Source organism: Flavobacterium phycosphaerae, assembly GCF_010119235.1.
Classification (GTDB): Bacteria; Bacteroidota; Bacteroidia; order Flavobacteriales; family Flavobacteriaceae; genus Flavobacterium; species Flavobacterium phycosphaerae.
In genome coordinates this window covers 1317590-1343023 of record NZ_JAAATZ010000001.1, presented here as the reverse complement: position 1 = coordinate 1343023, position 25434 = coordinate 1317590, and the positions used below count along the sequence as shown (strand labels likewise).

22 protein-coding genes and 1 pseudogene are annotated in these 25434 nt (G+C 37.3%); 20 read left to right on the top strand and 3 right to left on the bottom strand.

The window, feature by feature from the left end; genetic code table 11:
* Positions 1-246: 246 nt before the first annotated feature.
* Positions 247-441 carry a hypothetical protein gene (locus tag GUU89_RS05990; RefSeq protein WP_162127074.1) on the bottom strand — a complete coding sequence of 65 codons (195 nt, stop codon included), beginning with the start codon at positions 439-441 and terminating at the stop codon, positions 247-249.
* Between the two features lie 171 nt (positions 442-612).
* On the opposite strand from GUU89_RS05990, the gene polA reads away from it, so the two are divergent.
* From polA to GUU89_RS15275, 13 genes are all read left to right on the top strand, one after another.
* Positions 613-3465: a DNA polymerase I gene (gene polA / locus GUU89_RS05985; protein ID WP_162127073.1), complete on the top strand. Its 2853-nt coding sequence runs from the start codon at positions 613-615 to the stop codon at positions 3463-3465.
* Positions 3466-3558: 93 nt separating this feature from the next.
* Positions 3559-4461, top strand: coding sequence for a nucleotidyltransferase domain-containing protein (locus tag GUU89_RS05980; RefSeq protein ID WP_162127072.1), 903 nt, complete (start codon positions 3559-3561; stop codon positions 4459-4461).
* On the top strand, positions 4454-5917 hold the full coding sequence (locus GUU89_RS05975; protein WP_162127071.1) for a B12-binding domain-containing radical SAM protein: 1464 nt from the start codon (positions 4454-4456) through the stop codon (positions 5915-5917). The genes GUU89_RS05980 and GUU89_RS05975 overlap by 8 nt, the downstream gene beginning before the upstream one ends.
* Positions 5907-6683, top strand: coding sequence for a class I SAM-dependent methyltransferase (locus GUU89_RS05970; protein ID WP_162127070.1), 777 nt, complete (start codon positions 5907-5909; stop codon positions 6681-6683). Before GUU89_RS05975 ends, GUU89_RS05970 begins: the two co-directional genes overlap by 11 nt.
* On the top strand, positions 6680-8050 hold the full coding sequence (locus GUU89_RS05965; protein WP_162127069.1) for a B12-binding domain-containing radical SAM protein: 1371 nt from the start codon (positions 6680-6682) through the stop codon (positions 8048-8050). The genes GUU89_RS05970 and GUU89_RS05965 overlap by 4 nt, the downstream gene beginning before the upstream one ends.
* Positions 8050-9174, top strand: coding sequence for a hypothetical protein (locus tag GUU89_RS05960; protein WP_162127068.1), 1125 nt, complete (start codon positions 8050-8052; stop codon positions 9172-9174). The genes GUU89_RS05965 and GUU89_RS05960 overlap by 1 nt, the downstream gene beginning before the upstream one ends.
* The gene (locus GUU89_RS05955) at positions 9164-9910 is read left to right on the top strand and encodes a glycosyltransferase family 2 protein (RefSeq protein WP_162127067.1); all 747 of its coding nucleotides are present in this window, start codon (positions 9164-9166) and stop codon (positions 9908-9910) included. Before GUU89_RS05960 ends, GUU89_RS05955 begins: the two co-directional genes overlap by 11 nt.
* The gene (locus GUU89_RS05950; protein WP_162127066.1) at positions 9907-11460 is read left to right on the top strand and encodes a glycosyltransferase family 87 protein; all 1554 of its coding nucleotides are present in this window, start codon (positions 9907-9909) and stop codon (positions 11458-11460) included. Before GUU89_RS05955 ends, GUU89_RS05950 begins: the two co-directional genes overlap by 4 nt.
* Positions 11457-12614 (top strand): MATE family efflux transporter, encoded by a 1158-nt coding sequence (locus GUU89_RS05945; RefSeq protein ID WP_162127065.1) that lies wholly within the window; start codon positions 11457-11459, stop codon positions 12612-12614. Before GUU89_RS05950 ends, GUU89_RS05945 begins: the two co-directional genes overlap by 4 nt.
* Before the next feature lie 3 nt (positions 12615-12617).
* The gene (locus GUU89_RS05940; RefSeq protein ID WP_162127064.1) at positions 12618-14093 is read left to right on the top strand and encodes an aryl-sulfate sulfotransferase; all 1476 of its coding nucleotides are present in this window, start codon (positions 12618-12620) and stop codon (positions 14091-14093) included.
* Positions 14086-15609 carry a B12-binding domain-containing radical SAM protein gene (locus tag GUU89_RS05935; protein WP_162127063.1) on the top strand — a complete coding sequence of 508 codons (1524 nt, stop codon included), beginning with the start codon at positions 14086-14088 and terminating at the stop codon, positions 15607-15609. Before GUU89_RS05940 ends, GUU89_RS05935 begins: the two co-directional genes overlap by 8 nt.
* The gene (locus GUU89_RS15280) at positions 15610-15867 is read left to right on the top strand and encodes a class I SAM-dependent methyltransferase (RefSeq protein WP_317163861.1); all 258 of its coding nucleotides are present in this window, start codon (positions 15610-15612) and stop codon (positions 15865-15867) included. It abuts the gene before it with no gap.
* 29 nt (positions 15868-15896) lie between these two features.
* Positions 15897-16271 carry a methyltransferase gene (locus GUU89_RS15275; protein ID WP_317163860.1) on the top strand — a complete coding sequence of 125 codons (375 nt, stop codon included), beginning with the start codon at positions 15897-15899 and terminating at the stop codon, positions 16269-16271.
* On the opposite strand, the gene GUU89_RS05925 is transcribed toward GUU89_RS15275, so the two are convergent.
* A complete protein-coding gene (locus GUU89_RS05925; RefSeq protein ID WP_162127062.1) occupies positions 16252-17277 on the bottom strand; it encodes a LacI family DNA-binding transcriptional regulator in 1026 nt (341 codons plus the stop codon). The genes GUU89_RS15275 and GUU89_RS05925 overlap by 20 nt on opposite strands.
* Positions 17278-17547: 270 nt before the next feature.
* On the opposite strand from GUU89_RS05925, the gene rplM reads away from it, so the two are divergent.
* From rplM to GUU89_RS05895, 6 genes and pseudogenes are all read left to right on the top strand, one after another.
* Positions 17548-18003: a 50S ribosomal protein L13 gene (rplM, locus tag GUU89_RS05920; protein ID WP_162127061.1), complete on the top strand. Its 456-nt coding sequence runs from the start codon at positions 17548-17550 to the stop codon at positions 18001-18003.
* Positions 18003-18389, top strand: a complete 387-nt coding sequence (gene rpsI / locus GUU89_RS05915; protein WP_162127060.1) for a 30S ribosomal protein S9 — start codon at positions 18003-18005, stop codon at positions 18387-18389. The genes rplM and rpsI overlap by 1 nt, the downstream gene beginning before the upstream one ends.
* A 176-nt stretch (positions 18390-18565) precedes the next feature.
* A pseudogene (gene rpsB, locus GUU89_RS05910) lies at positions 18566-19374 on the top strand (30S ribosomal protein S2).
* A gap of 120 nt (positions 19375-19494) precedes the next feature.
* Positions 19495-20463 (top strand): translation elongation factor Ts, encoded by a 969-nt coding sequence (gene tsf, locus GUU89_RS05905; RefSeq protein ID WP_162127059.1) that lies wholly within the window; start codon positions 19495-19497, stop codon positions 20461-20463.
* Positions 20464-20692: 229 nt separating this feature from the next.
* On the top strand, positions 20693-21208 hold the full coding sequence (locus GUU89_RS05900) for a leucine-rich repeat domain-containing protein (protein WP_162127058.1): 516 nt from the start codon (positions 20693-20695) through the stop codon (positions 21206-21208).
* A gap of 20 nt (positions 21209-21228) precedes the next feature.
* Positions 21229-21669, top strand: a complete 441-nt coding sequence (locus tag GUU89_RS05895; protein ID WP_162127057.1) for a T9SS type A sorting domain-containing protein — start codon at positions 21229-21231, stop codon at positions 21667-21669.
* A 41-nt stretch (positions 21670-21710) separates the two neighbouring features.
* Here GUU89_RS05895 and GUU89_RS05890 read toward each other — a convergent pair whose 3' ends face one another.
* Entirely contained in the window at positions 21711-23828 is a 2118-nt protein-coding gene (locus GUU89_RS05890; RefSeq protein ID WP_162127056.1) for a M3 family metallopeptidase, read from the bottom strand.
* 172 nt (positions 23829-24000) lie between these two features.
* Between GUU89_RS05890 and GUU89_RS05885 the strand changes: the two genes are divergently transcribed.
* Positions 24001-25362 carry a fibrobacter succinogenes major paralogous domain-containing protein gene (locus GUU89_RS05885; protein ID WP_162127055.1) on the top strand — a complete coding sequence of 454 codons (1362 nt, stop codon included), beginning with the start codon at positions 24001-24003 and terminating at the stop codon, positions 25360-25362.
* The last annotated feature ends 72 nt before the right edge of the window (positions 25363-25434 follow it).

Sequence of the window (25434 nt, the reverse complement as noted above, 5' to 3'; positions counted from 1 at the left end):
GTAAACAAAAAGCCGGCAAATCCCTTCACCGACTTTTCAAAATTAACAATCAATAAAAACTAAACTTTTAGCCCTCTCTTTTAGCTAACCCAAAACTACTACAGTAAAATGAAGACAAAATGAAGATTTGATCATATCGCTTGGTTTAACGAATCTTTAACTCCATGATCAATCGCAAAAAAAAGCCGATAGAACTATCGGCTTTAAACAAAACAATCAATTACTCCTCTTCATCATCAATCGGAACTATTTTTTAGCCGGGGCAGCTACAGGTTTTGCTGTGCTGGTGGTTTTTGCAGCTACTTTTTTAGCTCTTTTGTGTTTTCTGATTACTTTCGTTTTAACTTCTTTTGCGGTGGCCGCTTTTCTGTTGATAGTGTTAGCATTTGCCATAAATGTGGTGCCCAAAAGCACGGCGAGTAACATTACAATTTTTCTCATGATTTCTAAATTTTTTGAATTAATAATTTATTTTTAATGAAGTAAAATTACAACGGTCAAGTGAAGACAAAATGAAGAAACGGCCGTTTAAAAAAGTTTAACTTTCCTTTAAGTTTTGCCAAAAGATAAGGTGCAAATCCCTACTTTTACATTCTTATAAAAATTGATTTCATGTCACAAAAACGCCTTTTTCTGCTTGATGCTTACGCTTTAATTTTCCGCGGCTATTATGCTTTTATCAAAAATCCCCGTATCAATTCCAAAGGCATGGACACCTCCGCCATTATGGGATTTATGAATTCGCTGATGGATGTTATCAAACGGGAAAAACCGGATCATTTGGCCGTAGCTTTTGACAAAGGCGGCAGCGATTACCGTTATGAAATGTACCAAGAATATAAAGCCCACCGTGACGAAACACCCGAAGCCATTAAAATTGCCGTTCCTTACATACAAGAACTATTAAAAGCGATGCACATTCCTATTATGGAAAAAGCCGGTTTTGAAGCCGACGACTTAATCGGTACTTTGGCCAAGCAGGCCGAAAAAGAAGGGTATCAAGTATTCATGGTAACGCCCGATAAGGATTTTGCGCAATTAGTTTCCGAAAATATTTTTATGTACAAGCCCGCTCGTATGGGCAATGATATCGAGATTTGGGGGATTCCTGAAGTTTTGGCCAAATTTGAAATCGAAAATCCGCTACAAGTGATTGATTTCTTAGGGATGATGGGCGATTCTGCCGACAACATTCCGGGGTTTCCGGGTGTGGGGGAAGTGACCGCTAAAAAATTACTGAAAGAATTCGGTTCGATGGAAAACCTTTTAGAAAACACCGATAAACTGAAAGGCGCTTTAAAAGATAAAATTGAAAACAATAAAGAACTCGGAATTTTATCCAAAAAACTGGCTACTATTTTACTGGACTGTCCGGTAACTTTTGATGCCACTGACTTCGAATTGTCCAAACCGGATGTTGACAAAACCGATGCCTTGTTTCAGGAACTGGAATTCCGCCAAATGAAAGCCCAATTTGACAAACTCTTCGGCACCGGAAAAGAATACGACGAAATTGATTCTAATGGCACAGAAACTGAAGCAGCTCAAGTCACCAAAAAAGCTCCTGTCAAACAAAGCAATCAGGACCAGTTTGATTTATTCGGCTTCTCCGATGAAGAAAGCGATGAGCCGAAACCGCATTCCTATTATGCTACTTTAGAAACTACTAATCATAATTATACTATCATTCAAGGTGATTTAGGCACCAAATTATTTTTGCAAAATCTGATGAATCAAACTTCGGTATGTTTTGATACCGAAACTACCGGAATTGATACACTTCATGCCGAATTAGTAGGCATGTCTTTTTCTTGGACAAAGGGAGAAGCTTTTTACGTTCCGTTTCCGGAAAATCGTGAAGAAGCACAAACGTTAGCGGATAAATTCAAACCTTTTTTTGAAAATAAATCCATCGAAAAGATTGGCCAAAACATCAAATACGATTTGAAAATCCTTTCAAATTACGGCATTCAGGTCAAAGGCAAATTATTTGATACCATGATTGCGCATTACCTCATCAATCCGGACATGCGTCATAATATGGATGTATTGAGTGAAACCTATTTGAAATATTCCCCAAAATCTATAGAAACCTTAATTGGTAAAAAAGGTAAAAACCAACTCTCGATGCGGGAGGTGCCTTTGGAAGACATTAAAGAATATGCTGCCGAAGATGCTGATATTACATTGCAATTAAAAGAAGTCTTCAGTCCAATTTTAGACAAAGCCGAAACCAAAAAACTGTTTGAAGAAATCGAAATTCCGTTGATTTCCGTTTTAGCCGCTATGGAGACAGAAGGCATTCGCTTGGATGTTGATTATCTAAAATCGATGTCCAAAGACATGCAAAAAGAGATTAATGAATTTGAGCAAAAAATATACGAAACTGCAGGGGAAAAATTCAATTTAGCTTCGCCAAAACAACTCGGAGAAGTCCTTTTTGACAAACTGAAAATAGGCGGTGCCAAACAAAAGAAAACCAAAACCGGTCAATACGCTACCGGCGAAGAAGTGTTGAGTTATTTGGCCAATGAACACCAAATTGTGAAAGACATTTTAGATTGGCGTCAAATGGTAAAATTGCAAAGCACTTATATTGAAGCCTTGCCTAATCAAGTAGATACCAAAACCCAAAGGGTGCACACCGATTACATGCAAACGGTGGCCGCTACGGGGCGTTTGAGCTCAAACAATCCGAACCTGCAAAACATTCCAATTCGAACCGAACGCGGACGTTTGATACGAAAAGCATTTATTGCCCGTGACGAAAACTACACCTTGCTTTCTGCCGATTATTCTCAGATAGAGCTTCGCATTATTGCCGCTTTATCGGGCGAAGAAAACATGATAAAAGCCTTCCAAAACCACGAAGACATTCACCGAAGCACTGCGGCCAAAGTATTTAACGTGCCTTTGGAAGAAGTGACTAAAGAACAACGAAGCAATGCCAAAACGGTGAACTTCGGAATTATTTATGGGGTTTCCGCTTTTGGATTGAGCAATCAAACGTCGTTATCCCGTTCGGAAAGTGCCGCATTGATAGACGCCTATTACAAAACCTACCCGAAACTAAAATCGTATATGACCGAACAAGTTGATTTTGCCAGACATCACGGGTATGTACAAACCGTACTGGGAAGACGCCGTTATCTGAAAGATATCAATTCGGCCAATGCGGTAGTTAGAGGCGGAGCTGAACGAAATGCGGTTAATGCTCCTATTCAGGGAAGCGCTGCGGACATCATCAAAATAGCGATGATTAACATCCATAAGAAGCTGACTTCGGAAAATTGGCGATCAAAAATGCTGTTGCAAGTGCATGACGAACTTGTTTTTGATGTGCACCTGTCGGAAGTAGACAAAATAAAACCGATGATTAAGCACGAAATGGAAAATGCCTTTATCATGACGGTACCGCTGGAAGTAGAGCTGGGATTGGGCAAAGATTGGCTCGAAGCGCATTAGTCTTTTAAGTATACAAGAGGTAAACATGTCCATAAACATGGGGGTGATTCAAAATTAATTGTTACTTTTAAATACCAAAAAAAGCTATGAATTTTGGAAGCACTAAAAACCATTCTTTACTTTTCTATCTTCAGGTATCCGCTGAAAATTGACGAAATCCACAGTTACACTAATTATAGTGACTTATCGGAAACGTCAAACGAATTGGAGCATTTGATTAACCAAAACATACTCACCAAAGTGGATGAGTTTTATGTGTATGGCAGTGATTTGGATTCGGTCATCAAAAGAATGCGCGGCAATATGTACGCCAAAAGGGCCTTAGTAAAAGCTAGAAAAAAAGCCCGGTTCATTGCTAAATTTCCTTATGTGGAAGCTGTAGGTATTTCGGGCTCTTTATCAAAAGGGTATTATGATAACGGAAGTGACATCGATTATTTTGTCATTACCAAACCCAACAAATTATGGATTTGCCGTACCTTATTGATGTTGTACAAAAAAATATTCCTGCTCAATTCGCGAAAGTATTTCTGCGTCAATTATTTCATTGCTTCCAACCAGTTGGAAATTGAAGAAAAAAACCGTTTCACCGCTACCGAGTTGAAAACACTGATTCCATTACAGGGCAAAGAGGTTTTCAAGAAATTCTATCAAAGCAATCGATGGGTGAATGATTATTTTTCAAAATTTGAACCTGAAATCGACGCCATTCAAAACGTAAAGAAGACACTTCTTTCCAAAGGAATTGAATTTGTTTTTGATACTAAAATAGGTACCGTAACCGATTATCTGTTCAAAGGGATAACCCTTAAAAAATGGAAACTCAAATTCCGTTATATGACCGAAGACGATTTTAAAATTGCACTGAAGACCACTAAAAATGTTTCCAAACATCATCCGTCTAACTTTCAAAAAAAAGTCATACTTTCATTGAACTCAAAAGTAGAAGAAGTGCACAAAAATTTTAATATCGAATTACAAAAGGAATATGTCTAACCTGCTTTTTTCGCATTCCTACTATTACCGCCTCGACCCGAAGCAATGGAAAAACAAAACACCGTTTCCGCCTTTGGGAACTTTGTATGCGGCTTCGTTACTGCGGGAAAATGGTTTTGAGGTTGCTCTTTTTGACACCAATCTGTTAGACAGCCCAAAAAGTATTGAATCCGTTTTAAAAAAACAGCACCCCAAGTATTTGGTGATTTATGATGATGGCTTTAATTATCTAACCAAAATGTGCCTAACGACTATGCGCGAAGCTTGTTTTGAGATGATTCAATTGGGGAAAAAACACCAGTGCATTGTCATTGTATGCAGTTCTGATGCTACCGACCATTATCCTGATTATATCAAAATGGGCGCCGATTACATTTTGCAGGGCGAAGGCGAAATCACTTTATTGGAATTGGCAAATGCTTTAGAAAACGAAACCTCACTGCAAACTATTAAGGGGCTTGTTTTTAGAAAAGAGAACCAAATTCAGGTCAATCCAAAACGGGAAGTGCTACAAGATTTAGATGAATTGCCCTTGCCTGCTTGGGATTTGGTGGATATAGAAGGATATAAAACCATTTGGAAACAAAGCGGTCAGGAATTCACTTTAAACATTGCCACCACCCGTGGCTGTCCGTATAAATGCAATTGGTGCGCCAAGCCCATTTACGGCAACCGTTATAATGCCCATTCTCCGGAATATATTGTCAATGAAATACAGTTTTTAAAGGCAACTTTTGGCGTTACCCGTTTTTGGATGTGCGATGATATTTTTGGTTTGAAGCCCAATTGGGTTCAGGAATTCAATGCTGAATTACAAGCAAAAAATCTGAAAATCAGCTATTATATCCAAAGCCGCGTCGATTTATTATTGAAAGAAAACACCATTGACTGCCTGGCCGCATCAGGATTGGAAGAAGTTTGGGTGGGTGCCGAAAGTGCCTCGCAAAAAATCCTCGACGCCATGGACAAAGGCACAACGGTAGAACAAATTTACGAAGCCACCAAGCTTTTAAAAGCAAAGAAAATTCGAGTAGCGTTCTTTTTGCAATTTGGTTATTTAGACGAAAATCAGGAAGACATTACCAAAACTATAGCCATGGTCAAAGAACTGATGCCCGACAATATTGGGATTTCGGTTTCCTATCCTTTGCCCGGAACCAAGTTTTATGACAAAGTCAAAGACGATTTGAAAGGCAAAGCCAACTGGACCGACTCAGATGATTTTGAAATGCTGTTTCACGGAACTTATAAATCGAATTATTATCGAAAATTGCAGCGATTTGTTCACAAAGAATTTAGAAAGCAACAAGGCTTTTATAGTTTGAAACAAGTTTTTATCAAACCATCTTCACTTTCAATGGCCAATTTGAAATCAATTTTAAAATTGGGGTATTACATTCCGAGTGCTTTTTTGGATACACTTTTGCTAAAAAAACTGCAGCAAAATGGAAGCTAGTTTTGACAAAGCAGCCGCTACCTACGACCAAACATTTACCCATACCGAAGTTGGGAAAATGCAACGCACTATGGTTTACACCGAATTATCGAAGCACTTAGCTTCCGTTCAAAACCTACTCGAAATTAACTGCGGAACCGGAGAAGATGCCATTTGGTTGGCTCGGCAAAATTTCAATGTTGTTGCCACAGATATTTCTTCAAAAATGATTGAAGTAGCCAAAAACAAAGGAAATTTCAGCAACCTCAACTTTAAAGTGGCTGATATTAATGCTGTTGCCACGATTTTTGATGGCGAACATTTTGATTTGCTGTTTTCCAACTTTGGCGGTTTGAATTGTTTGTCAAAACCGGAATTGGAAAATTTTTTCAAAAATACGGGTGCAATCCTTGCAGAAAAAGGCAAACTGGCTTTGGTTATTATGCCTAAAGATACGCTTTGGGAACGTTTATATTTTTTGGCGAAAGCAAATTTCTCTATCATTTCAAGACGAAAAAAAGAAAACACCATTGCCCACGTTGACGGAGAAAATGTACCAACTTACTACTATAACCCAAAAGATATCGTAAATTTATCAGAAGCTAATTTTGAAACCGTTGCTGTAAAGCCTATTGGTTTTTTGGTACCGCCTTCCTATTTGGATGGTTTTTTTAAAAACAAAAAAGGTCTATTACGCTTTTTAAAGGCTGTTGAACAGCGAATAAAAGATTGGTCATTCCTTTCAAGATTCGCTGATCATTACATTATAGTATTGCAAAAACGATGAGTATTTTATTTACCCACGCTTATTATTTATCCGATGACCCTAAGGAGCAAAAGATAATGAAACCCTATCCGCCATTAGGGTTGCTCTATGTTTCGGCCTATTTGAAAAGTAAAAATATTGACAATGCCGTTTTTGATACTACGTTTTCTTCCCAAAAGGAACAGCTCGATTTTATTTTAGCCCAACAACCCAAAATCATTTGCATCTACACCAATTTAATGACCAAAATTGAAGTGATTAAATTGATTAACATTTTAAAAACTGAAACATTTGGTTTCCCGAAAATTGTTCTTGGCGGACCGGATGTAACCTATAATATTGAAAATTATCTAAAAGCCGGTGCCGATTTTTTAGTCATAGGCGAAGGAGAGGAAACTACGTTTGAACTCTATCAAACCATTATGGCAAATGGCGATTTGCATCAAATAAACGGCGTTGCCTTTTTGGAAAACGATACAATCATTCAAACTACTGCCAGAACCAAATTCAAAGAACTAGACGAATTGCCTTTACCCAATAGAGAAGCCATCAATATGCAAAACTATTTGGATACTTGGAAAACCAATCACGGGCAAAGCTCGATGACGATTTCTACGCAGCGCGGTTGTCCTTATACCTGCAAATGGTGCAGCACAGCGGTCTACGGACAAAGCTATCGCCGTCGACCGGCAAATCAAGTGGCAACAGAAATGAAAATGTTGAAAGAAAAATACAATCCGGATGCGCTTTGGTTTGTGGATGACGTATTTACTGTGAGTCACAAATGGTTGTTGGCGTTTCGGGAAGAAGTGTTGAAACAAGACGCGGTCATTCCGTTTGAATGCATAACGAGAGCGGAACGATTGAACACTGAAATTTTACAATTACTGAAAGAAGTGGGCTGTTTCCGCATCTGGATTGGTGCCGAAAGCGGTTCGCAAACCATCATTGATGCCATGGACAGAAGAGTGGATGTTAATCAGGTAAAAAAAGTGATTCAAGAAACGAATTCTATGGGCATTGAAACCGGAACTTTCATCATGCTTGGTTATCCGGGTGAAACCGAAAAAGACATTACCGAAACCATTCAATATTTAAAAGATGCCAATCCGACTTTGTACACCATAACCGTCGCTTATCCTATCAAAGGAACGAGCTTGTACACCGAAATTGAACACAAAATCACCCAACAGCCCGATTGGGCAACTTCGACCGATAGGGACATCGATTTTAAACGTACCTATTCCAGAAAATATTACCAATACGCTGTGAGTAAAGTGGTTAATGAAGTCGAATGGCACAAAACCCATTCCAAAACCAGTTTAAAAGCCTTGACATTAAAAACTAAGTCGTTGCTTGCCAGCGGACTAATGAAAATCAGCAAATAATGCGAAACGGTATTTATATTTTAATGGTATTGTTGTTCATTTCATGTGAAAGTGACACCTATTATGATTTAATCGAAACCGATACCTCAATTCATTTAAAATGGAACAAAGCCTATGCTGATGATTCTGTTGATAAATCAATAATCGGTTTAAAATGGGCATTATCCTATGTCGGGGCTACTTTGCCCAATACTACTATTGGAGTTACCAATGCCGACAATATCATTACCATCAATATAAAAACCCTTGGCTTTTCCGAAAAGGCACAACAAAAACTACTTCAATTATCAAAAAAAATTAAAGCCACATCAGAATACAAAATAAACAATACAATAGATTTAGGAAGATACGTGACCTTATTGCTGGGCGCTTCCGAGCATTATTATGAAATCATTGGAACACCAAAAACATTGGATGCCATTTTAAACAAGTATACTTTGCTACCTCAAAAAGGGTATGTCAACAATTCTGAAGTTTCATTAGAACATCGCATCATCCAGTTTTCGGAACAAAACGGATTCAACCAAGTGTTTCTTGCCGAAGAAGTTGATCCGGTTACGGGTGAAATTTATGAATATGAAACCCTTGAATTATTGCCAAACGGACAATTGCGTTTCGGAATTTTTGATGTCAATGGCAATCGTAAAAACAATGCCGACTCCTCGCATTCGGCTGCAGGAAAACCTGCCAAGTGCCTGTGGTGTCATGAATCGGTCATTCAACAACTGTTTCAACCGCAAGACAATTATTCGGGCTATTTAAATCCTGCCGATTTGCAAAATACTTTAATTAATTACCGTGAGAGCAATCGGGCAAATAAATTAGCCTTAACTGATGGTGTTGATTTTTCACAAACTCAGCAACACACTTTAACCGAGTTGTTGTATATTTCGTTTATGGAACCTTCAGCCGAACGCTTAAGTCTGGAATGGAGCATGTCTTTGAGTGAAGTTCAATCCAAATTAGCCAATTTACCTACTCACACCTATAGTGAATTTCCGTTTTTAGGCACTTTATACGATCGTAAGGATTTAGAAAATTTAGCGCCGTTTCAAGGTTTATCTGTTTCTACAAGTGTTCGAGAAGCCTCAACTCAAGAAGTCAATCATCTAAATGATCAATAACAAAAAAATAATCGTCGTACTGCCTGCCTACAATGCGGCCAAAACACTTCAAAAAACGGTTGAAGAAATTCCGTTTGATGTGGTAGATGAAGTTATTTTGACCGATGATTTTAGCAACGACGAAACAATTCAAGTTGCCCAAAAAATTGGCATTAAACACATAATTGCCCACGACAAAAACAAAGGCTATGGGGCCAATCAAAAATCATGTTACCAGAAAGCCTTGGAGCTTAATGCGGACATTATTGTGATGTTGCATCCTGATTACCAGTATACACCCAAGCTTATTCCGGCCATGTGTACTTTGGTGGCGAATGATTTGTATGAGGTGGTTTTAGGCTCTCGCATTTTAAGTAAAGGCGCACTCAAAGGCGGCATGCCGTTGTATAAATATATTTCTAATAGGGTTTTGACTTTTATTCAAAACATATTGATGAATCAAAAAATATCCGAATACCATACCGGTTATCGTTGTTTTGATGCTAAAATTTTGCAGCAAATCGACTTTAATAACAACTCGGATGATTTTGTCTTTGACAATGAAATCATAGCTCAATGTTGTTTTATCAAAGCCCGAATTGGTGAAATCTCGTGTCCGGCCAAGTATTTTGAAGAAGCCAGTTCCATCAATTTTAGACGAAGTATCACTTACGGTTTGGGGGTTTTGCGGGTTTCCGTTGCTTATTTTTTACAACGAACCCAACTGATGCGTTTTTCTATTTATAAAAATTTATGAAAAAGGCTTTGCTCAAATATTATGGTTTCCTTCCACTGCTTTTGCTCTGTGGTTTTTATTTGTTCAAAGCGATGACCTTTCCCATTCATGATTTTGCCAATTACTATTTCGGCGGACATTTTTTAGCAGAAGGACATTTCAACTCCACGATTTATTTCCCCTACGAATTCAACAAAGCGATTGCTGATTTGGGTCATCAACATATTTTTGCCAGCTATGCTCCCAACACTCCTTTTCTGGCGGTGCTGTTTGCTCTTTTTTCTTTTTTGGCTGTAGCCAAAGCCAAGCTGCTTTTCAATATTCTTTCGATTGTTTTATTTGTGATTTCAATTGTTCGATTGTTTTCGCATTACAAACTAAATTCAAACTACGCATTACTGATTCCGTTGTTGTTTTTGGTTCCGATAAAAAACGAATTGCTGTTTGGACAAGTTTACTTTTTATTATTTTTCCTATTGGCGGAAGGCTGGCTGGAGTATGAAAAAAAACGTTGGAAAACCATGGCTTTGTTTTGGAGTTTGGCCATTTTACTAAAAGTATTTCCGGTGTTACTCGTGTTTCTTTTACTATTTAAAAAAGAATGGAAACCTTTGTTTTATTTGATTCTGTCTAGCTTATTGCTTTTCGGGATGTCTCTTTTATTCACCGGGTTTGACATTTGGGTTTTCTATCTTAAAGAAGTGTTGCCAAAAGCTTCCCAAGGTGAAATCGCGACAGCCTTTGTAACTAACTACCAATCGGTTTTTATGTTTTTGAAACAACTTCTGGTGTTTGATGCCGTTGAAAATCCGGGAGCAATTGGTAATCAACCTATTTTGTTTACAGCCCTTATGGTGTCTTTTAAAGTGGGACTATTGATTATTGGCTTTTTCATTTCCAAAAGAGTGCCTAATTTGCTTTATGTTTTGGCTTATTGGATTTTGACTATGATTCTGCTTTCTCCCTACGGAAGCACCTATACCTTAATTTTGTTGCTTTTCCCTTTTTTGGCTTTATTGAAAAGCGAAATAGCAACCATCAAGAAAGCGGTCTGTATCAGCTTGTTGTTTTTGATAAATAATCTCCCTTTATCCATTTTTATTGACAATACATTTCCGTTTTCTTATTTGAGATTGTTGGGATTGTTGCTATTTTTCGGAATACTGATTTCGTTTTTTTACAAAACTATCCGTTGGAAAATGGTGGCTCTGCTTGCTATTTCTTCTATGATTTTAGTATTGGTTTTCCAAAAAAAAGACTCCGAGAATTCAGTAACATTGCTGCAAAAAAGCCCGATTTTGATTTATGATTACAAAATAGAAAACAACTTATTAACGTATTACTTTTGGGATGAAAACGGAAGAGAAAAGAAATCAATCCCTTGTGGCTTTTTCTCTTTTAAACATTTAGACATAAAAAACAACCAAGTATTTTATAACACTAAACAACTGACTTTTGATCGGAGTCACAAACTTAAGCCGATACTGATTGATAACAATATCGTCATTTATCTTTCTGATTTAGGCAGAGGTATTGGGTTTTATACGTTAAGAAAAACAGAATTACATTGAAAAACAAGTCACTCAAAAGATTTGGTTTAATCACCAACAATACCATTCGCCAAATATTGATTTCTGTATTTAGTGCCGTTATTCCGTTTTTGGTTATTCATTACTCTTCTAAAATGATTTGGGGCTCTTTCGTTTCTTTATTTCTGTATTCATTATTGGCGGTACAAATCATCAATTGGGGAAATAAGGAGTACTTGCTCCGTCAGTTCAGCATGTATCCAAGAGAAATAGCAACTAATTTTTCGGAAAACATAACCACTCGATTTCCTTTGGTCATATTGTTTTCAGTGATTGGACTGTTCTTTTTTCCTATTTCTTTTGGGTTTTGGGTTTTGATTTGGCTTTTAGGAAGGTACTTAAATCATTCTGTTGAGGCATTGGTACTTTACCAAAAAAAGTTCAATGCTTCCATACTGATTGAAGTCATTAGTTTTTTTGTTTTTGGAGTTACTTTCTACTTGCTAAAAGAAAACATTAGTGTTTATATCCTTCTGGTACTCTACAGCAGTTATCAATTACTAAAGGGCTTACTGTATTTCATAGTATTTAGAAGTTATTTTTTGATGAAAAAGGCGGTTGTCAAAATATCTTTTTTTAAAGCTTCCTTTTCTTTCTTTGTATTGTCGGTAATGGGGTTTTTAGTTTCCAAAATTGATGTCTATATTATCGAGAAATTTGGTGACACTATTATCACGGCCGATTATCAAATCATTAATAGTTTATTGGTTTTTAGCATGTCGGTAGCAACATTTGTGTATGCTCCTTTCACCAAAATGATTTATAGGAACACGGATGATGTGATTGCAAAATCTAAGAAATCTATGGCGTTAATAGGTTTACTAATAGTTCCCGCAGCCTTATTTTGTATATTTTTTATAGTCGAATGGTATTTAAAAACCCATTTACCCTTCTTTTTTTACTTGATTGCTTTCCTATATATTTATCCGTCATATGTTTATGGATTAGATATTGTAAATTTGTTTAAACAACATCGGGAAAAAACGGTTGTAAAATACCTTTTTATCGGAGTAATCATGAATGCATTGTTGAGTTCTCTTTTTTTACAAATGCATTGGGGTATCACGGGAGCGTTATTGGGCAGTGCGGTTACTCAACTTGTTGTTTTAGTTTTATTCAAGTCAATTAAAAACTAATCTATGGAACTAGCAAAAAAAATCACTGTTTTTACCTTATCCATTTGTTGGGTTCTTTTTTTATTTTCATGTTCCAACAACGAATACGTTGATCCCGATAACAAACTAACTGCTATAAAAATAGCAACCGGTGAAATATATCCGGCATTTAATCCCGAAATCAAGGATTACTATATCACTTCTATCAACACACTAAACCCTATTGAGATAACCCTGGATGACTTTGACCCAACTAAAAACATCTACATAAACAATGTAAAAGTGTTGAGCAAAATCACAACTGTCAAATTGCAACCTGGGGAAAATATTATTATCAAATCCGGATATCATACTGATACCACCGTAACCTATACCATTCATTATCTTCCGGCGGACATGCCTAAAATTAATGTGATAACCAAAAACAATCCTTCAGAGGGATATATCCTTATAAATCTGTTTGATTTATCACCGGTTATAACTTACGACTACAGTTATATTGCTATCCTGAACAATGATGGATATCCGGTTTATTACAAGAGACTGCCGTATCCCGGAGTAATTAATTTCAAATATTTTGACATCGGTAACAACCAAAAAAGATTCAGTTATAATGTAAACGACATAGGTAAAATTGTAGTAATGAATGAAAAATTTGAAGAAATAAAACAGCTGGATTTACTTCCGAATAATAACCATGGAAATTATCCGACTGACAATCATGATTGCCTTTATCTGGATGACAATCACTATATTCTTCCGGCTTATATTACTCGGGAAAATGTAGATATGACAGCTTTTGGCGGAAGTAATTCGGTAAATTTAGGTGAGTTTGTATTTCAGGAAATACAAAACAATCAGGTTCTATTTGAATGGAATACCGCAGACCATACCGAATTGTTGAGCGCGACAGACCCTATTTATTATGCTCAATATGCTACTAGTCCGAAGGTAGATTATTTCCATTTCAATTCAATTAACATTGACCCAAACGATAATAATTTCATCATTTCTGCCCGACACACCAATCAGGTTTATAAAGTAAACCGAAACACGGGAGCTATTATGTGGCGTTTTGGCGGTAGCAGTGATGATTTTAATCTGACTGAAAATGAAATCATTTCTCACCCTCATCATGCAACTATGCTTCCTAATGGTCATTTACTGTTGTTTGATAATGGTGTAACCAAAAATCCGAAACAAACACGTATCGCAGAATTTGCCCTTGACGAAGTAAATTTGACTGCCGATTTGGTTTATGAATACAAAGACATCGGCCGATATTCTGACATAATGGGTTCCGTTCAAAAAATGCCTAACGGGAACTATTTTATCGGTTGGGGCGGCAACATAACATCACAGATTAATGCCAGCAAATCAGACATTACAGAAGTTGATGCCAATGGCAACATTGTATTAGACATAAGTTTCAGCAATAATCCCAACAGTTTTACTTACTCTTACAGAGCTTTGAAATACAATATTAACTTTAATGAATAATTCAAAAATCATCCTCTTCAATCCCAAAAGTGCCAACTGCAAGCACCGTATACCCAATTCTATTTTGCAGGTGGGCGCTTCTGTTCATGGCCACTATGAGTATGTTTTTGTGGATGGCAATTTGGAAAAAGATCCTTGGCAAACCATTGAAAATTATTTAAAAACGGGCGAATTCAAATACTTTGGTTCAACCGTAATGCCCGGACCTCAGTTGCGTCAAGCGATTCCGTTTACCAAAAAAATAAAAGAATTGTATCCGGAAACCATCACTGTTTGGGGCGGCTATTTTGCAGCCAATCAGTATAAAGTTTCCTTAGAATCTAATGTTGTTGACTATATAATTAACGGTCCCGGCGATGTGGCGTTTCCTTCATTGATTACTGCTTTGGAAGAAAACAACAAGGAAACCATTTTCCTGATTAAGAATCTCATTTATAAAGACAAGAAAGGTGAAATTATCAAAACAGCCGTAGAAGCTTTGCTTGATCAAGACACCTTGCCGAAGTTTCCGTATGACTACTTGAACTCGTTTTATCCAGTGCAACAGTATTTGGCCAAAACTTTTATGGGAAATAAAACCCTGTCCTATCACTCTAGTATGGGCTGTCCGTTTTCTTGTTCGTTTTGTGCTGTTGTTCCGATTTACAATGCCAAATGGAAAGGCATGTCAGCTGCCCGAATTTATGAAGACGTGAAATATTTCAAAGACCAATACAACATTGACGCCGTTGAATTTCACGACAATAATTTCTTTACTTCCAAAAAAAGGGTCCTTGAATTCTCGGAACTGATTATGGATGACAACCTCAGTTATTGGGGCGAAGGCCGTATTGATACTATTAATATGTATAGCGATGCCGAACTGAAGTTAATGCGAAAAGCCGGCTGCAAGATGATTTTTTTGGGTGCCGAGACCGGTAACGATGCCGTGCTTAAGCAAATGAACAAAGGCGGAACCCAAACCGGTCAAATGATAAAGGATTTTGTCCTCCGAATGAAAAACGCTGATATTATTCCGGAACTTTCTTTTGTACTAGGCATGCCGGCTAAAACCGAGAAAGAAGTGTATGATCAGATTTTGTGGGACATCAATTTCATCAAAGAAATTAAAGTCATCAACCCGAATGCTGAGATTATCATTTACCTTTTTAGTCCGGTGCCTACAGAAGGTTCCGAACTGTACCAACAAATTCTTGATGCCGGGTTTTCGTTTCCGCAGCAGTTGGAAGACTGGATATCGCCGAGTTGGGAAAACTTTGATTTGCGCAAAAATCCTTTGACACCTTGGTTAAAGCCTTATATGATTGATACTATTAAAAATTTTGAAACAGTGTTGAACGGTTATTACCCGACGGTTTCTGATTTTAGGATACGCGGATTTAAGAAAACCATCCTGCAATCGGTTTCCAGTTTTCGTTACAAAACAGGATTCTATCATTATCCATACGAAATAAAAGCATTACACAAACTTTGGAAATACCGACAGCCGGAGATTGAAGGATTTTATTCAGAATAGATGAGAACATTTTTAAAGAAAATAACACATCCTTTTTTGAAATTGGGTTTGAATGCCTACTATTCCAAACCCAGGAACTATACCTATGACGGTATCCAAATCAAAATACACCCTGATGTTTTTCCGCCACAACTGACATTAAGCACCAAAATTTTATTGGATTTCATAAAAGAATCCGAATTGAAAAACAAGACCTTTTTAGAATTGGGTTGTGGTAGTGGTATTATTTCGCTTTTGGCAGCAAAGAAAAAGCAGTAGTCACCGCTTCAGACATTAATCAAATTGCTTTGGATTTTTTGGAAACTAACGCTTCTAAAAATAATTTAACCCTGAAAGCTGTTTATTCTGATTTGTTTCAAAGTATAGAAAGCCAACCTTTTGATTACATCGTTATCAATCCGCCCTATTATCCCAAAACCGCCCAAAATGTAAAAGAGCAAGCTTGGTTTTGCGGCGAAAATTTTGATTACTTTGAAAAACTCTTCCAACAACTGCCCAATCATATAACCATTGACACTAATTGCTTTATGATACTTTCACAGGATTGTGCAATAGAAAAAATAAAAGCCATAGCCTTAAAAAATGCCATAGCTTTTACTTTGGTTCTGGAAAAAAAGGAATGGGTGGAAACCAATTATATTTTTAAACTAACTTCTTTGTAGATTCTCTTTGTCGCAATTCGGTTTTAACGGTAGTTGTTGAAAAGGTGAACGTTTCTTCCTGACTTTCCAATTTATCAATTAACAATTGTGCTGCCACTTCACCAATTTCGGGACCGTGTTGACTGACCGTTGATAAGCTCGGAGTCATACGGCGCGACCAAACGCCATCGGCAAAACCAATGATGGATAAGTCTTCGGGGATTTTCAAACCTGCCTTTAGCCCCAATTTCATTGCCGCAATAGAAGAATGTTCGTCAAGAGCAAACACACCATCGGGCTTGTATTTGGTAAAAAAATCAGCCGCTTTTTTATCGAAATCGTCTGTGTTGTCTGTTAGAATAATCAGGTTTTTATCAACGGCAACCCCTTTGCTTTCTATGGCTTTGTAAAACCCTTTTTCTCTGAGTTTGCCAACACTTAAATTATCGATGGTAGAGAGTAACGCAATTTTTCGGCAACCAGTTTTGATTAAATGTTCAGTAGCATTAACGGCCGATTCAAAATCATCCACCACTACTTTATCGCAATTTACCTCATCGGCTATGCGGTCAAACATTACTATTGGAGTACCTTCGTTGATGATGGTGGTAAAGTGATTGAACTTATGCATCTTTTGAGATTCCTCCGCAATGGAAAGAATAAAACCGTCTATAGTTCCGTTACTCAGCATTTCGAGCGCATTGATTTCTTTTTCTAAAGATTCATTCGAGATACAAGTAATTACTTTATACCCTTTGGCATCAGCCACCTTTTCAATACCGCTGAATACTTTAGCAAAAAAAGAGTTTAATATATTCGGAATAATAACACCTATCGTTTTGGTTCTCCTGTTCTTAAGGCTCAAACCAATCACATTCGGCTTATAATTTTTCAATTTGGCATATTCTTGTACGCGTTGCTTAGTAGGCTCACTGATTTCAGGGCTTCCATTTAGTGCTTTGGAAACAGTGGAAACAGAAACGCCTAGTTCTTTGGCAATTTGTTTTAATGTCGCTTTCGATTTCATTTTATCCGGGTTAAAGCGTAAAAATAGCAAAAATATTTCTGTCCCTCGGCACATCGAAATCAAAGTTGAGCGCAAATGGGGGAAAAACTTTGGTTTTATGGCCTCAAAATCAAGTTGCTTTTGGGTTGTTAAGTGCATTCATTTAAAGGATTTTAAGCAAAACTAGTCGCTTTATAAAAAAATTTAAAAAATCGTATTTGCTTTATTAATAAATAATTGTACTTTTGCACTCCCTTTATTGGGAATGGAATGTTTAATTAAAAAAATATTATGGACGCATTAAGCTACAAGACACAATCTACAACCAAGGCCACTTCTGGAAAAGAGTGGATCATTGTAGATGCTGAAGGTCATAACTTAGGTCGTTTTGCTTCAAAAGTTGCGATGCTTTTGAGAGGAAAATACAAGCCAAGTTACACCCCTCACGTCGACTGTGGAGATAACGTAATTGTTATCAACGCAGAGAAAATCAACCTTACCGGTAACAAGTTGGATGACAAAACGTACATCAGACACACAGGTTACCCAGGTGGGCAAAGAAGTTTGACTGCAAAGGTTTTGCAATCAAAAAACCCTGCTTTACTAGTGGAGAAAGCAGTGAAAGGAATGTTACCTAAAAACAAATTAGGAGCAGAACTTTTCAGAAATTTAAATGTTGTTGTAGGAACTGAGCACAAACAAGGAGCTCAAAAACCTAAAACAGTTAACCTAAACGATCTTAAGTAATGGGAGTTATTCACAAAATCGGTAGAAGAAAATGTGCAGTAGCACGTGTTTACGTTTCAGAAGGAACTGGAAAAATTACCGTTAACAAAAGAGAATTCAACAACTACTTCCCAACAGCTACTTTACAGTACAAAGTATTACAGCCAATGTCTATGACAAACAACGCTGACAACTTTGACGTAAAAGTAAATGTATACGGTGGTGGTTCAACAGGTCAAGCAGAAGCTGTGAGAATGGCTATTGCTAGAGCAATGTGTGAAGTAGGGGATGAAAACAGAAGCATCCTAAAACCAGAAGGATTACTAACCAGAGATCCAAGAATGGTAGAACGTAAAAAATTCGGTCAGAAAAAAGCGAGAAAGAGATTCCAATTCTCGAAACGTTAATATTCGGTATTTACCAGAATATATTTTCAGATTATTTTTTACAATTAAATTAGAATTTAAAACAAAGTTGTCGATATTCCTTGTAAAAAGGGAATTAGTTTAGCATCTAAATTTTCAAGACAAACGCAAGTGACTACTTGAAAATTGCTATAACACGGAACGTAAACTATTACACAATGGCAAACAAAATTGACGTTAAAGAATTATTAGAAGCAGGTGTTCACTTCGGACACATGACTCGTAAGTGGGATCCGAACATGGCCCTTACATCTATATGGAGCGTAATGGAATTCACATTATCAACCTATACAAAACCGCTGCCAAAATTGAAGAGGCTAATGAAGCCATGAAAAAAATTGCAGCATCTGGTAGAAAAATACTTTTCGTAGCTACCAAAAAACAAGCAAAAGATATCGTATCTGAAAAAGCATTAGCTTGTAACATGCCTTACATCACTGAAAGATGGCCAGGTGGTATGTTAACCAACTTCGTTACTATCCGTAAAGCCGTTAAAAAAATGGCTTCTATTGATAAAATGAAAAAAGATGGTACTTTCATGACTTTGTCTAAAAAAGAAAGATTACAAGTTGATCGTCTTCGTGCCAAATTAGAGAAGAACTTAGGTTCTATCGCTGATATGTCAAGATTACCTGCTGCACTTTTCGTGGTAGATATCAAAGCGGAACACATCGCAATCAAAGAAGCACAAAAATTAAACATTCCAGTTTTCGCCATGGTTGATACTAACTCTGATCCACGTGAAGTAGATTACGTTATCCCAGCCAATGATGATGCTTCAAAATCAATTGATAAAATTTTATCTTTAGTAACTGACGCTGTAAAAGACGGATTAGCTAACAGAACTTCTGATGCTGCTCCTGAAGTTGATGCTGAAGAAACTGTAGAAGTAGTTGCTGCTGTTGAAGCACCGGCTGTTGAAGCGGCTCCTGAAGTAGAAGCTACAGAAACTAAGACTGAAGAATAAAACAAAAAAATAATTACGAATTATGAATTAAGAATTACGGATTATTTTAACTCGTAATTTGAAACTCGTAATTCGTAATTTACTTTTAAAAGAGATTTTTAATTAAAAAAATAAAATATTATGTCAACAATCACAATCACTGCTGCAGACGTAAACAAATTAAGACAAGTTACAGGTGCCGGAATGATGGACTGTAAAAAAGCTTTAGTTGAAGCGGAAGGCGATTTCGATAAAGCTATACAAAACCTTAGAGAAAAAGGGCAAAAAGTGGCGGCTAATCGTTCTGACCGTGAGTCTTCTGAAGGAGCTGCTGTTTCTTTCATCAATGCTGACAACACTAAAGGAGCGATCATCACTTTGAACTGCGAAACTGACTTCGTAGGTAAAAATGAAGCTTTCGTAGCTTTAGCCAAAGCTTTAGTTGAAAAAGCAATCAATTTCTCTTCAAAAGAAGAATTTTTAGCTTCTGATTTCAACGGAATCACTGTAGCTGAAAAATTAATTGAGCAAACCGGTGTTATCGGTGAGAAAATCGAAATCGGTGGTTTTGAAATCTTAGAAGGCGCTTTTGTTGGATCTTACGTTCACGTAAACAAAATTGCTGCTTTAACGGCTATTTCTGCAAAAATTGACAACGCTGAAACACTAACTAAAGATGTTTCTATGCAAGTTGCTTCAATGGGAGCTGATACCTTATCTTATAAAGATTTTGATCCTGCTTTCGTTGCTTCTGAATTGGCAGCTCGTATCGCAGTAATCGAAAAAGAAAATGAAGAAGCAAAACGTTTAGGAAAAACATTGAAAAACGTTCCTAAATATATCTCTTACTCTCAATTAACTGAAGAAGTGATCAAACAAGCAGAAGAAGATGCTAAAGCTGAATTAAAAGCGGAAGGCAAACCAGAGCAAATTTGGGACAAAATTCTTCCTGGAAAAGTACAACGTTTCATCTCTGATAACACTACTTTAGACCAAGAGAAAGCCTTATTAGATCAAAACTTCATCAAAGATGACAGTAAAAAAGTAGGCGATTATGTTAAAGGTTTCAACGTTGAAATTACAGGTTTCAAAAGAGTAACTTTAGGATAATTAAATCCTTAACAAGTATAAAAAAACCCGGTTCAGTACGAATCGGGTTTTTTGTTTTTAGAAGCAGAACTATATTGCTTTTCTTCATCCCTCTCCCGCTGTCCATTACAATCTCTTCGAGGATTTTCATTCCCATCGGGGCTATGATTCACGATTTTCTTGTTCAGGATAATAAAACGAGTAATCATCAAATAGAAATAGTTATTTTTACTTTATCGAATGAATTAAAATGAAAAGAATACTAATAACCGTATTGGTTTTAACATTGAGTGCCTTGAATGCGCAGGTCATTAATTTTCCTGACCTAGCCTTTAAAGCCAAATTACTTCAAGCGGACACCAATAATTATATTGCAGGGGGTGTAAAAATTGATGCCAATAATGATGGAGAGATAGAGCAAAGCGAAGCTTTAACAGTTTATACTATTTCAATCACAGCTGGAAACATCGTTGACTTAACAGGAATAGCATATTTTACAAATATATTTGACATAACTATTGTAAATAATAATCTTCTAACTGCTAATTTAGCAAGTTTAACCAATCTTCAAACACTAGGATTAGGAGGCAATCATCTAACCACTGTAAACCTGAATGGATTGAGTAATTTGTGGTTTCTCCTTTTGGAAGGTAATCAATTGACAGAAGTAGATTTTTCAACATTAGTCGCTCTTAAAATACTTATTATTGATCAAAATCCATTAACGCATCTGGACTTTAGCAACAATCATTTTTTGAGCAATTGAGGTGTTACGAAAACCCCAATTTGAGCTGGATTAACATTAGAAATAACCACGCGCAAACCTTTACACAGACCGCTTATAACGGTTGCTGGAACAACCCTAATCTTACCTCAATTTGTGTAGATGATAATGAAGTGGTACCCGCACAGAATTTTATAACTAACTGTGGCATAACACAGCCTATAAGTATTGTTACTGATTGTTCGTTGAGCACCAATGAGCCGGAGACAACTACTCTTGCCCTAGCGCCTAACCCTACTAATGGAAAGGTTTTCTTTAGTAATCCTAAAGGCCTGTTTACTACTATTTCGGTGGTTAATCAGCTTGGTCAGTTAGTCATCAACTCTTTTGACTGTGTGCAGGGTGACAATAGTGTTGATTTGAGTGGTTTGCCCAAAGGGGTTTATTTGATACAACTTGAAGGTGGCGGAGTCATCAAAAATGCCAAAGTGATAAAAGAATAATAAAAAAACCCGATTCAGTTGAATCGGGTTTTTTGTTGGTCTTATTTCTTAGTAATCGGGAAATTACGAGCGCGCATTAACGCATCAGAATTGGCCTCACGTCCTCTGAATTTTTTATAAGCAATCTCGGGGTCAACCGTGTTTCCTATGCTGAATACATTATCATATAGTCGTTTGGCCACGTCTTTATCATACAATCCTTTGCCGTCAACGGTAAAGGCTTCTGTAGCATCAGCACTAATCACATCGGCCCATAAATAACCGTAGTAGCCCGCAGCATAATCATCACTTGAGAAAATATGCCCAAACTGAGGAATACGGTGGCGCATCACAATTTCTTTTGGCATATTCAAGGCCGTCAAGGTTTCTTTTTCAAATTGTTTCGGATCAATGCTGGGGTTTTCCAGCATGTGCAATTTCATATCCACCAAAGCACTGGAAATGGTTTCAACGGTTGAAAAGGCTTCGTTAAAAGTAGCTGCTTTTTCAATACGGTTTACCAAAGACATTGGCATTGGCTCACCGGTTTTATAGTGCAAAGCGAATTTATTCAGCACTTCTGAAGTAGCTAACCATCGTTCTAAAATTTGAGAAGGGAATTCGACATAATCCCTTGGCACATTGGTTCCCGACAAACTAGGGTAAGTCACATTTGAATTCAAGCCGTGCAACGCATGACCAAATTCGTGGAATAACGTACTGGCATCTTCCCAAGAAATCAAAATGGGTTCGTTGTCGTTTCCTTTAATGAAATTACAATTGTTGGACACTATCGTAATGACATCGCCGTTGACTTTGCTTTGCTCTCTATGGGCATTCATCCAAGCACCGGAACGTTTTCCTTTGCGGGCGTAGGGATCAAAATACCAAACCCCAACTACTTTATTGGTAAGTTTGTTACTCACTTCAAAAACGCGCACATCTTGATGCCACACCGGCACATTATAGACTTGTTTGAAACTTAAATTAAAAATCTCTCCCGCTACCCAAAACATACCTTCGCGTAACTTTTCTAACTGAAGATAAGGCTTAACATCATTTTGGTCTAAATCATATTTTGCCTTTCTGACTTTTTCAGAATAATAACGGTAATCCCATGGGGCAATGGTAAACTTACCTCCTTCAGCATCAACCATTTTTTGCATCTCGGCTACATCTTGGTGCACTTTTTCAACGGCAGGATTCCAAACCGACAGCATTAACTCCATTGCTCTCTCAGGTTTTTGCGCCATCGTGTTAGACAAACTCCAATCGGCAAACGATTTAAATCCAAGTAATTTAGCTTTTTCGGCACGAAGTTTCAAAATCTGAACCAAAGTAGCATTGTTGTTATTGGCATTATCATTATCCCCGCGGTTGACAAAAATTTGAAATGCTTTTTCTCTTAAATCTCTTCGATTGGAAAAAGTTAAAAACGGCTCAATGGAAGAACGCGTATTGGCAATACAACCCATAAAGGCCAAGTTTCTTTCTTTGGCCTCAGCCATAGCGGCATCTTTTAGTTCTTTTGGCAAACCGTCAAAATCAGCTTCGGTCTTTAACTCTAAGTAATAATTGCCTTCGTCAGCTAATTGGTTTTGACCGAATTTAGTAAACAGTCCGGCTAATTCTTGGTTTATTTTTCCAACACGTGTTTTACTTTTGGCATCCAGCTTGGCTCCTTCTCTAACAAAATTATTGTAATACAACCACACCAAACGCTGTTGCTCACCGGTCAGTTTTTTCTTTTCGGGCGCATTGTACACTTTAGAGATTCGGGCAAATAATTTTGAATTCTGATAAATTTTATTGCTTAATTCAGAAAACTTAGGCGTCATTTCGGTTTCAATAGGTTCAAATTCGGGACTATTCATATTAGAACCGTAAATCCCGAAAACCGTAGAAATCTGACTCAGGTTTTTACCTGTTTTTTCCATGGCAACGATGGTATTGGTAAACGTTGGCGGCTTAGGATTGTTGGCAATTTTATCAATTTCCTTCAATTTTTCACGAATCGCCGTTTCGATAGCCGGTTTAAAATCTTTCAATTTATACTCCGTAAACGCCGGAACACCACCATAGGGACCGGTCCAATTATTCAAAAGCGGATTCGGATTGGTTTGAGCATTTACAGTTACTAAGGGAACACTCATAATCAAGGTTAAAATTATTTTTTTCATTAGTGATATGTATTTCATCAAAAGTAATTAAAAAAGGGGTTGAATCCTTAGTCTTTTATTTAAACAAACGGATGATTAATCATTTATTTTTCTATTTTTGTTTGCAATTTTATTTTTCCGGAGAATTGATGCCTGAAAGGTAAATAGTCACAAATTATAAATTCCTACGTTTATGAAATACATTAAACACTTATTAGCAGTATTGACTATCATTTCATTCACTAATTGTTCTACGGATAGTGAATATGCCAATCCGGTTCCGGATATTTCTATACATCCTACGGTGCCGACTTTGGTTACCAATACAATTACAGCTATAACTATGAATACGGCAGCTGCCGGTGGTAACATTACTACTGACGGAGGTTCACCGGTAACTCTGAGAGGAGTAGTTTGGAGCATACTACCAACACCTACCATCCAATTGGCCACTAAAACTTTAGACGGTCCGGGAGCAGGAGCTTTTGACAGCGCTGTATTGAATTTAAATCCGAATACAACTTATTATTTACGAGCTTATGCTACCAATGCTTATGGTACTGCTTATGGTAATGAAGTAACTTTTAAAACCCTTGTTAATCCTGCTGATTTACCGGTTATCACAACTACAGCACTAACCGATGTTACCACTAATTCAGCGGTTTCAGGAGGTTCAGTAACCAGTTCGGGAGCATCACCGGTTACCAGTCGTGGGGTGGTTTGGAGTTTAAATACTGATCCAACCATACTAATCAATACCGGGATTTCTTCTAACGGAATTGGCTTAGGGTCATTCATTAGCAATGTAACTAATTTATTGCCGGATACTACCTACTACATCAAAGCTTATGCTACCAACTCACATGGAACCGGTTATGGTGCTGAGTTTTCGTTTACTACAAGTCCTTTGCTTTATACCATTGGTAATGGTGTAAACGATATAGACGGCAATCATTATGGTTCTGTAATTTTGAGTAATAACGAATGGACTACTTCCAATTTAAATGTTACAAAATATACGGATGGGACTCCAATTCCACAAGTGCAAAGTGCTACGGATTGGGCAGCCTTAACTACCGGAGCTTGGTGTTATTATGCTTACCAAACCAGCTATGGCGTGGTGTATGCCAAATTATACAATTGGTATGCAGTAGCAGGAATCTGGAATAATGCTTCAAAAACAGACGCTTCTTTAAGAAAAAAATTAGCGCCAAACGGATGGCATATCCCAACTAACAGCAACTGGAGTTCATTAACCAATTACCTTGGCGGTACTGATACAGTGGGTGGTCTGTTAAAAGAAACAGGTTCTGCACATTGGCAAAGTCCAAATACAGGCGCTGTTAATTCGAGTGGCTTTACTGCTTTACCGGGAGGGAATTGTTTACCTGACGGAACCTTCAACAGCATCGGAACTTTGGGCTATTGGTGGGCTTCAGATGAATACAACTTAAGCAGCTCTTGGTGTGTCGGATTGTTTAACAATAACGCCACTATTTCCAGAGCGCCAATCCATAAAAATTATGGTTTTTCTATAAGATTAGTTAAAGACTAATTGGTCAAAAAATATTTTAAAAATCTTAAACCTCGTTTTTAACGGGGTTTTTTTGTAAAATAATTTATCTTT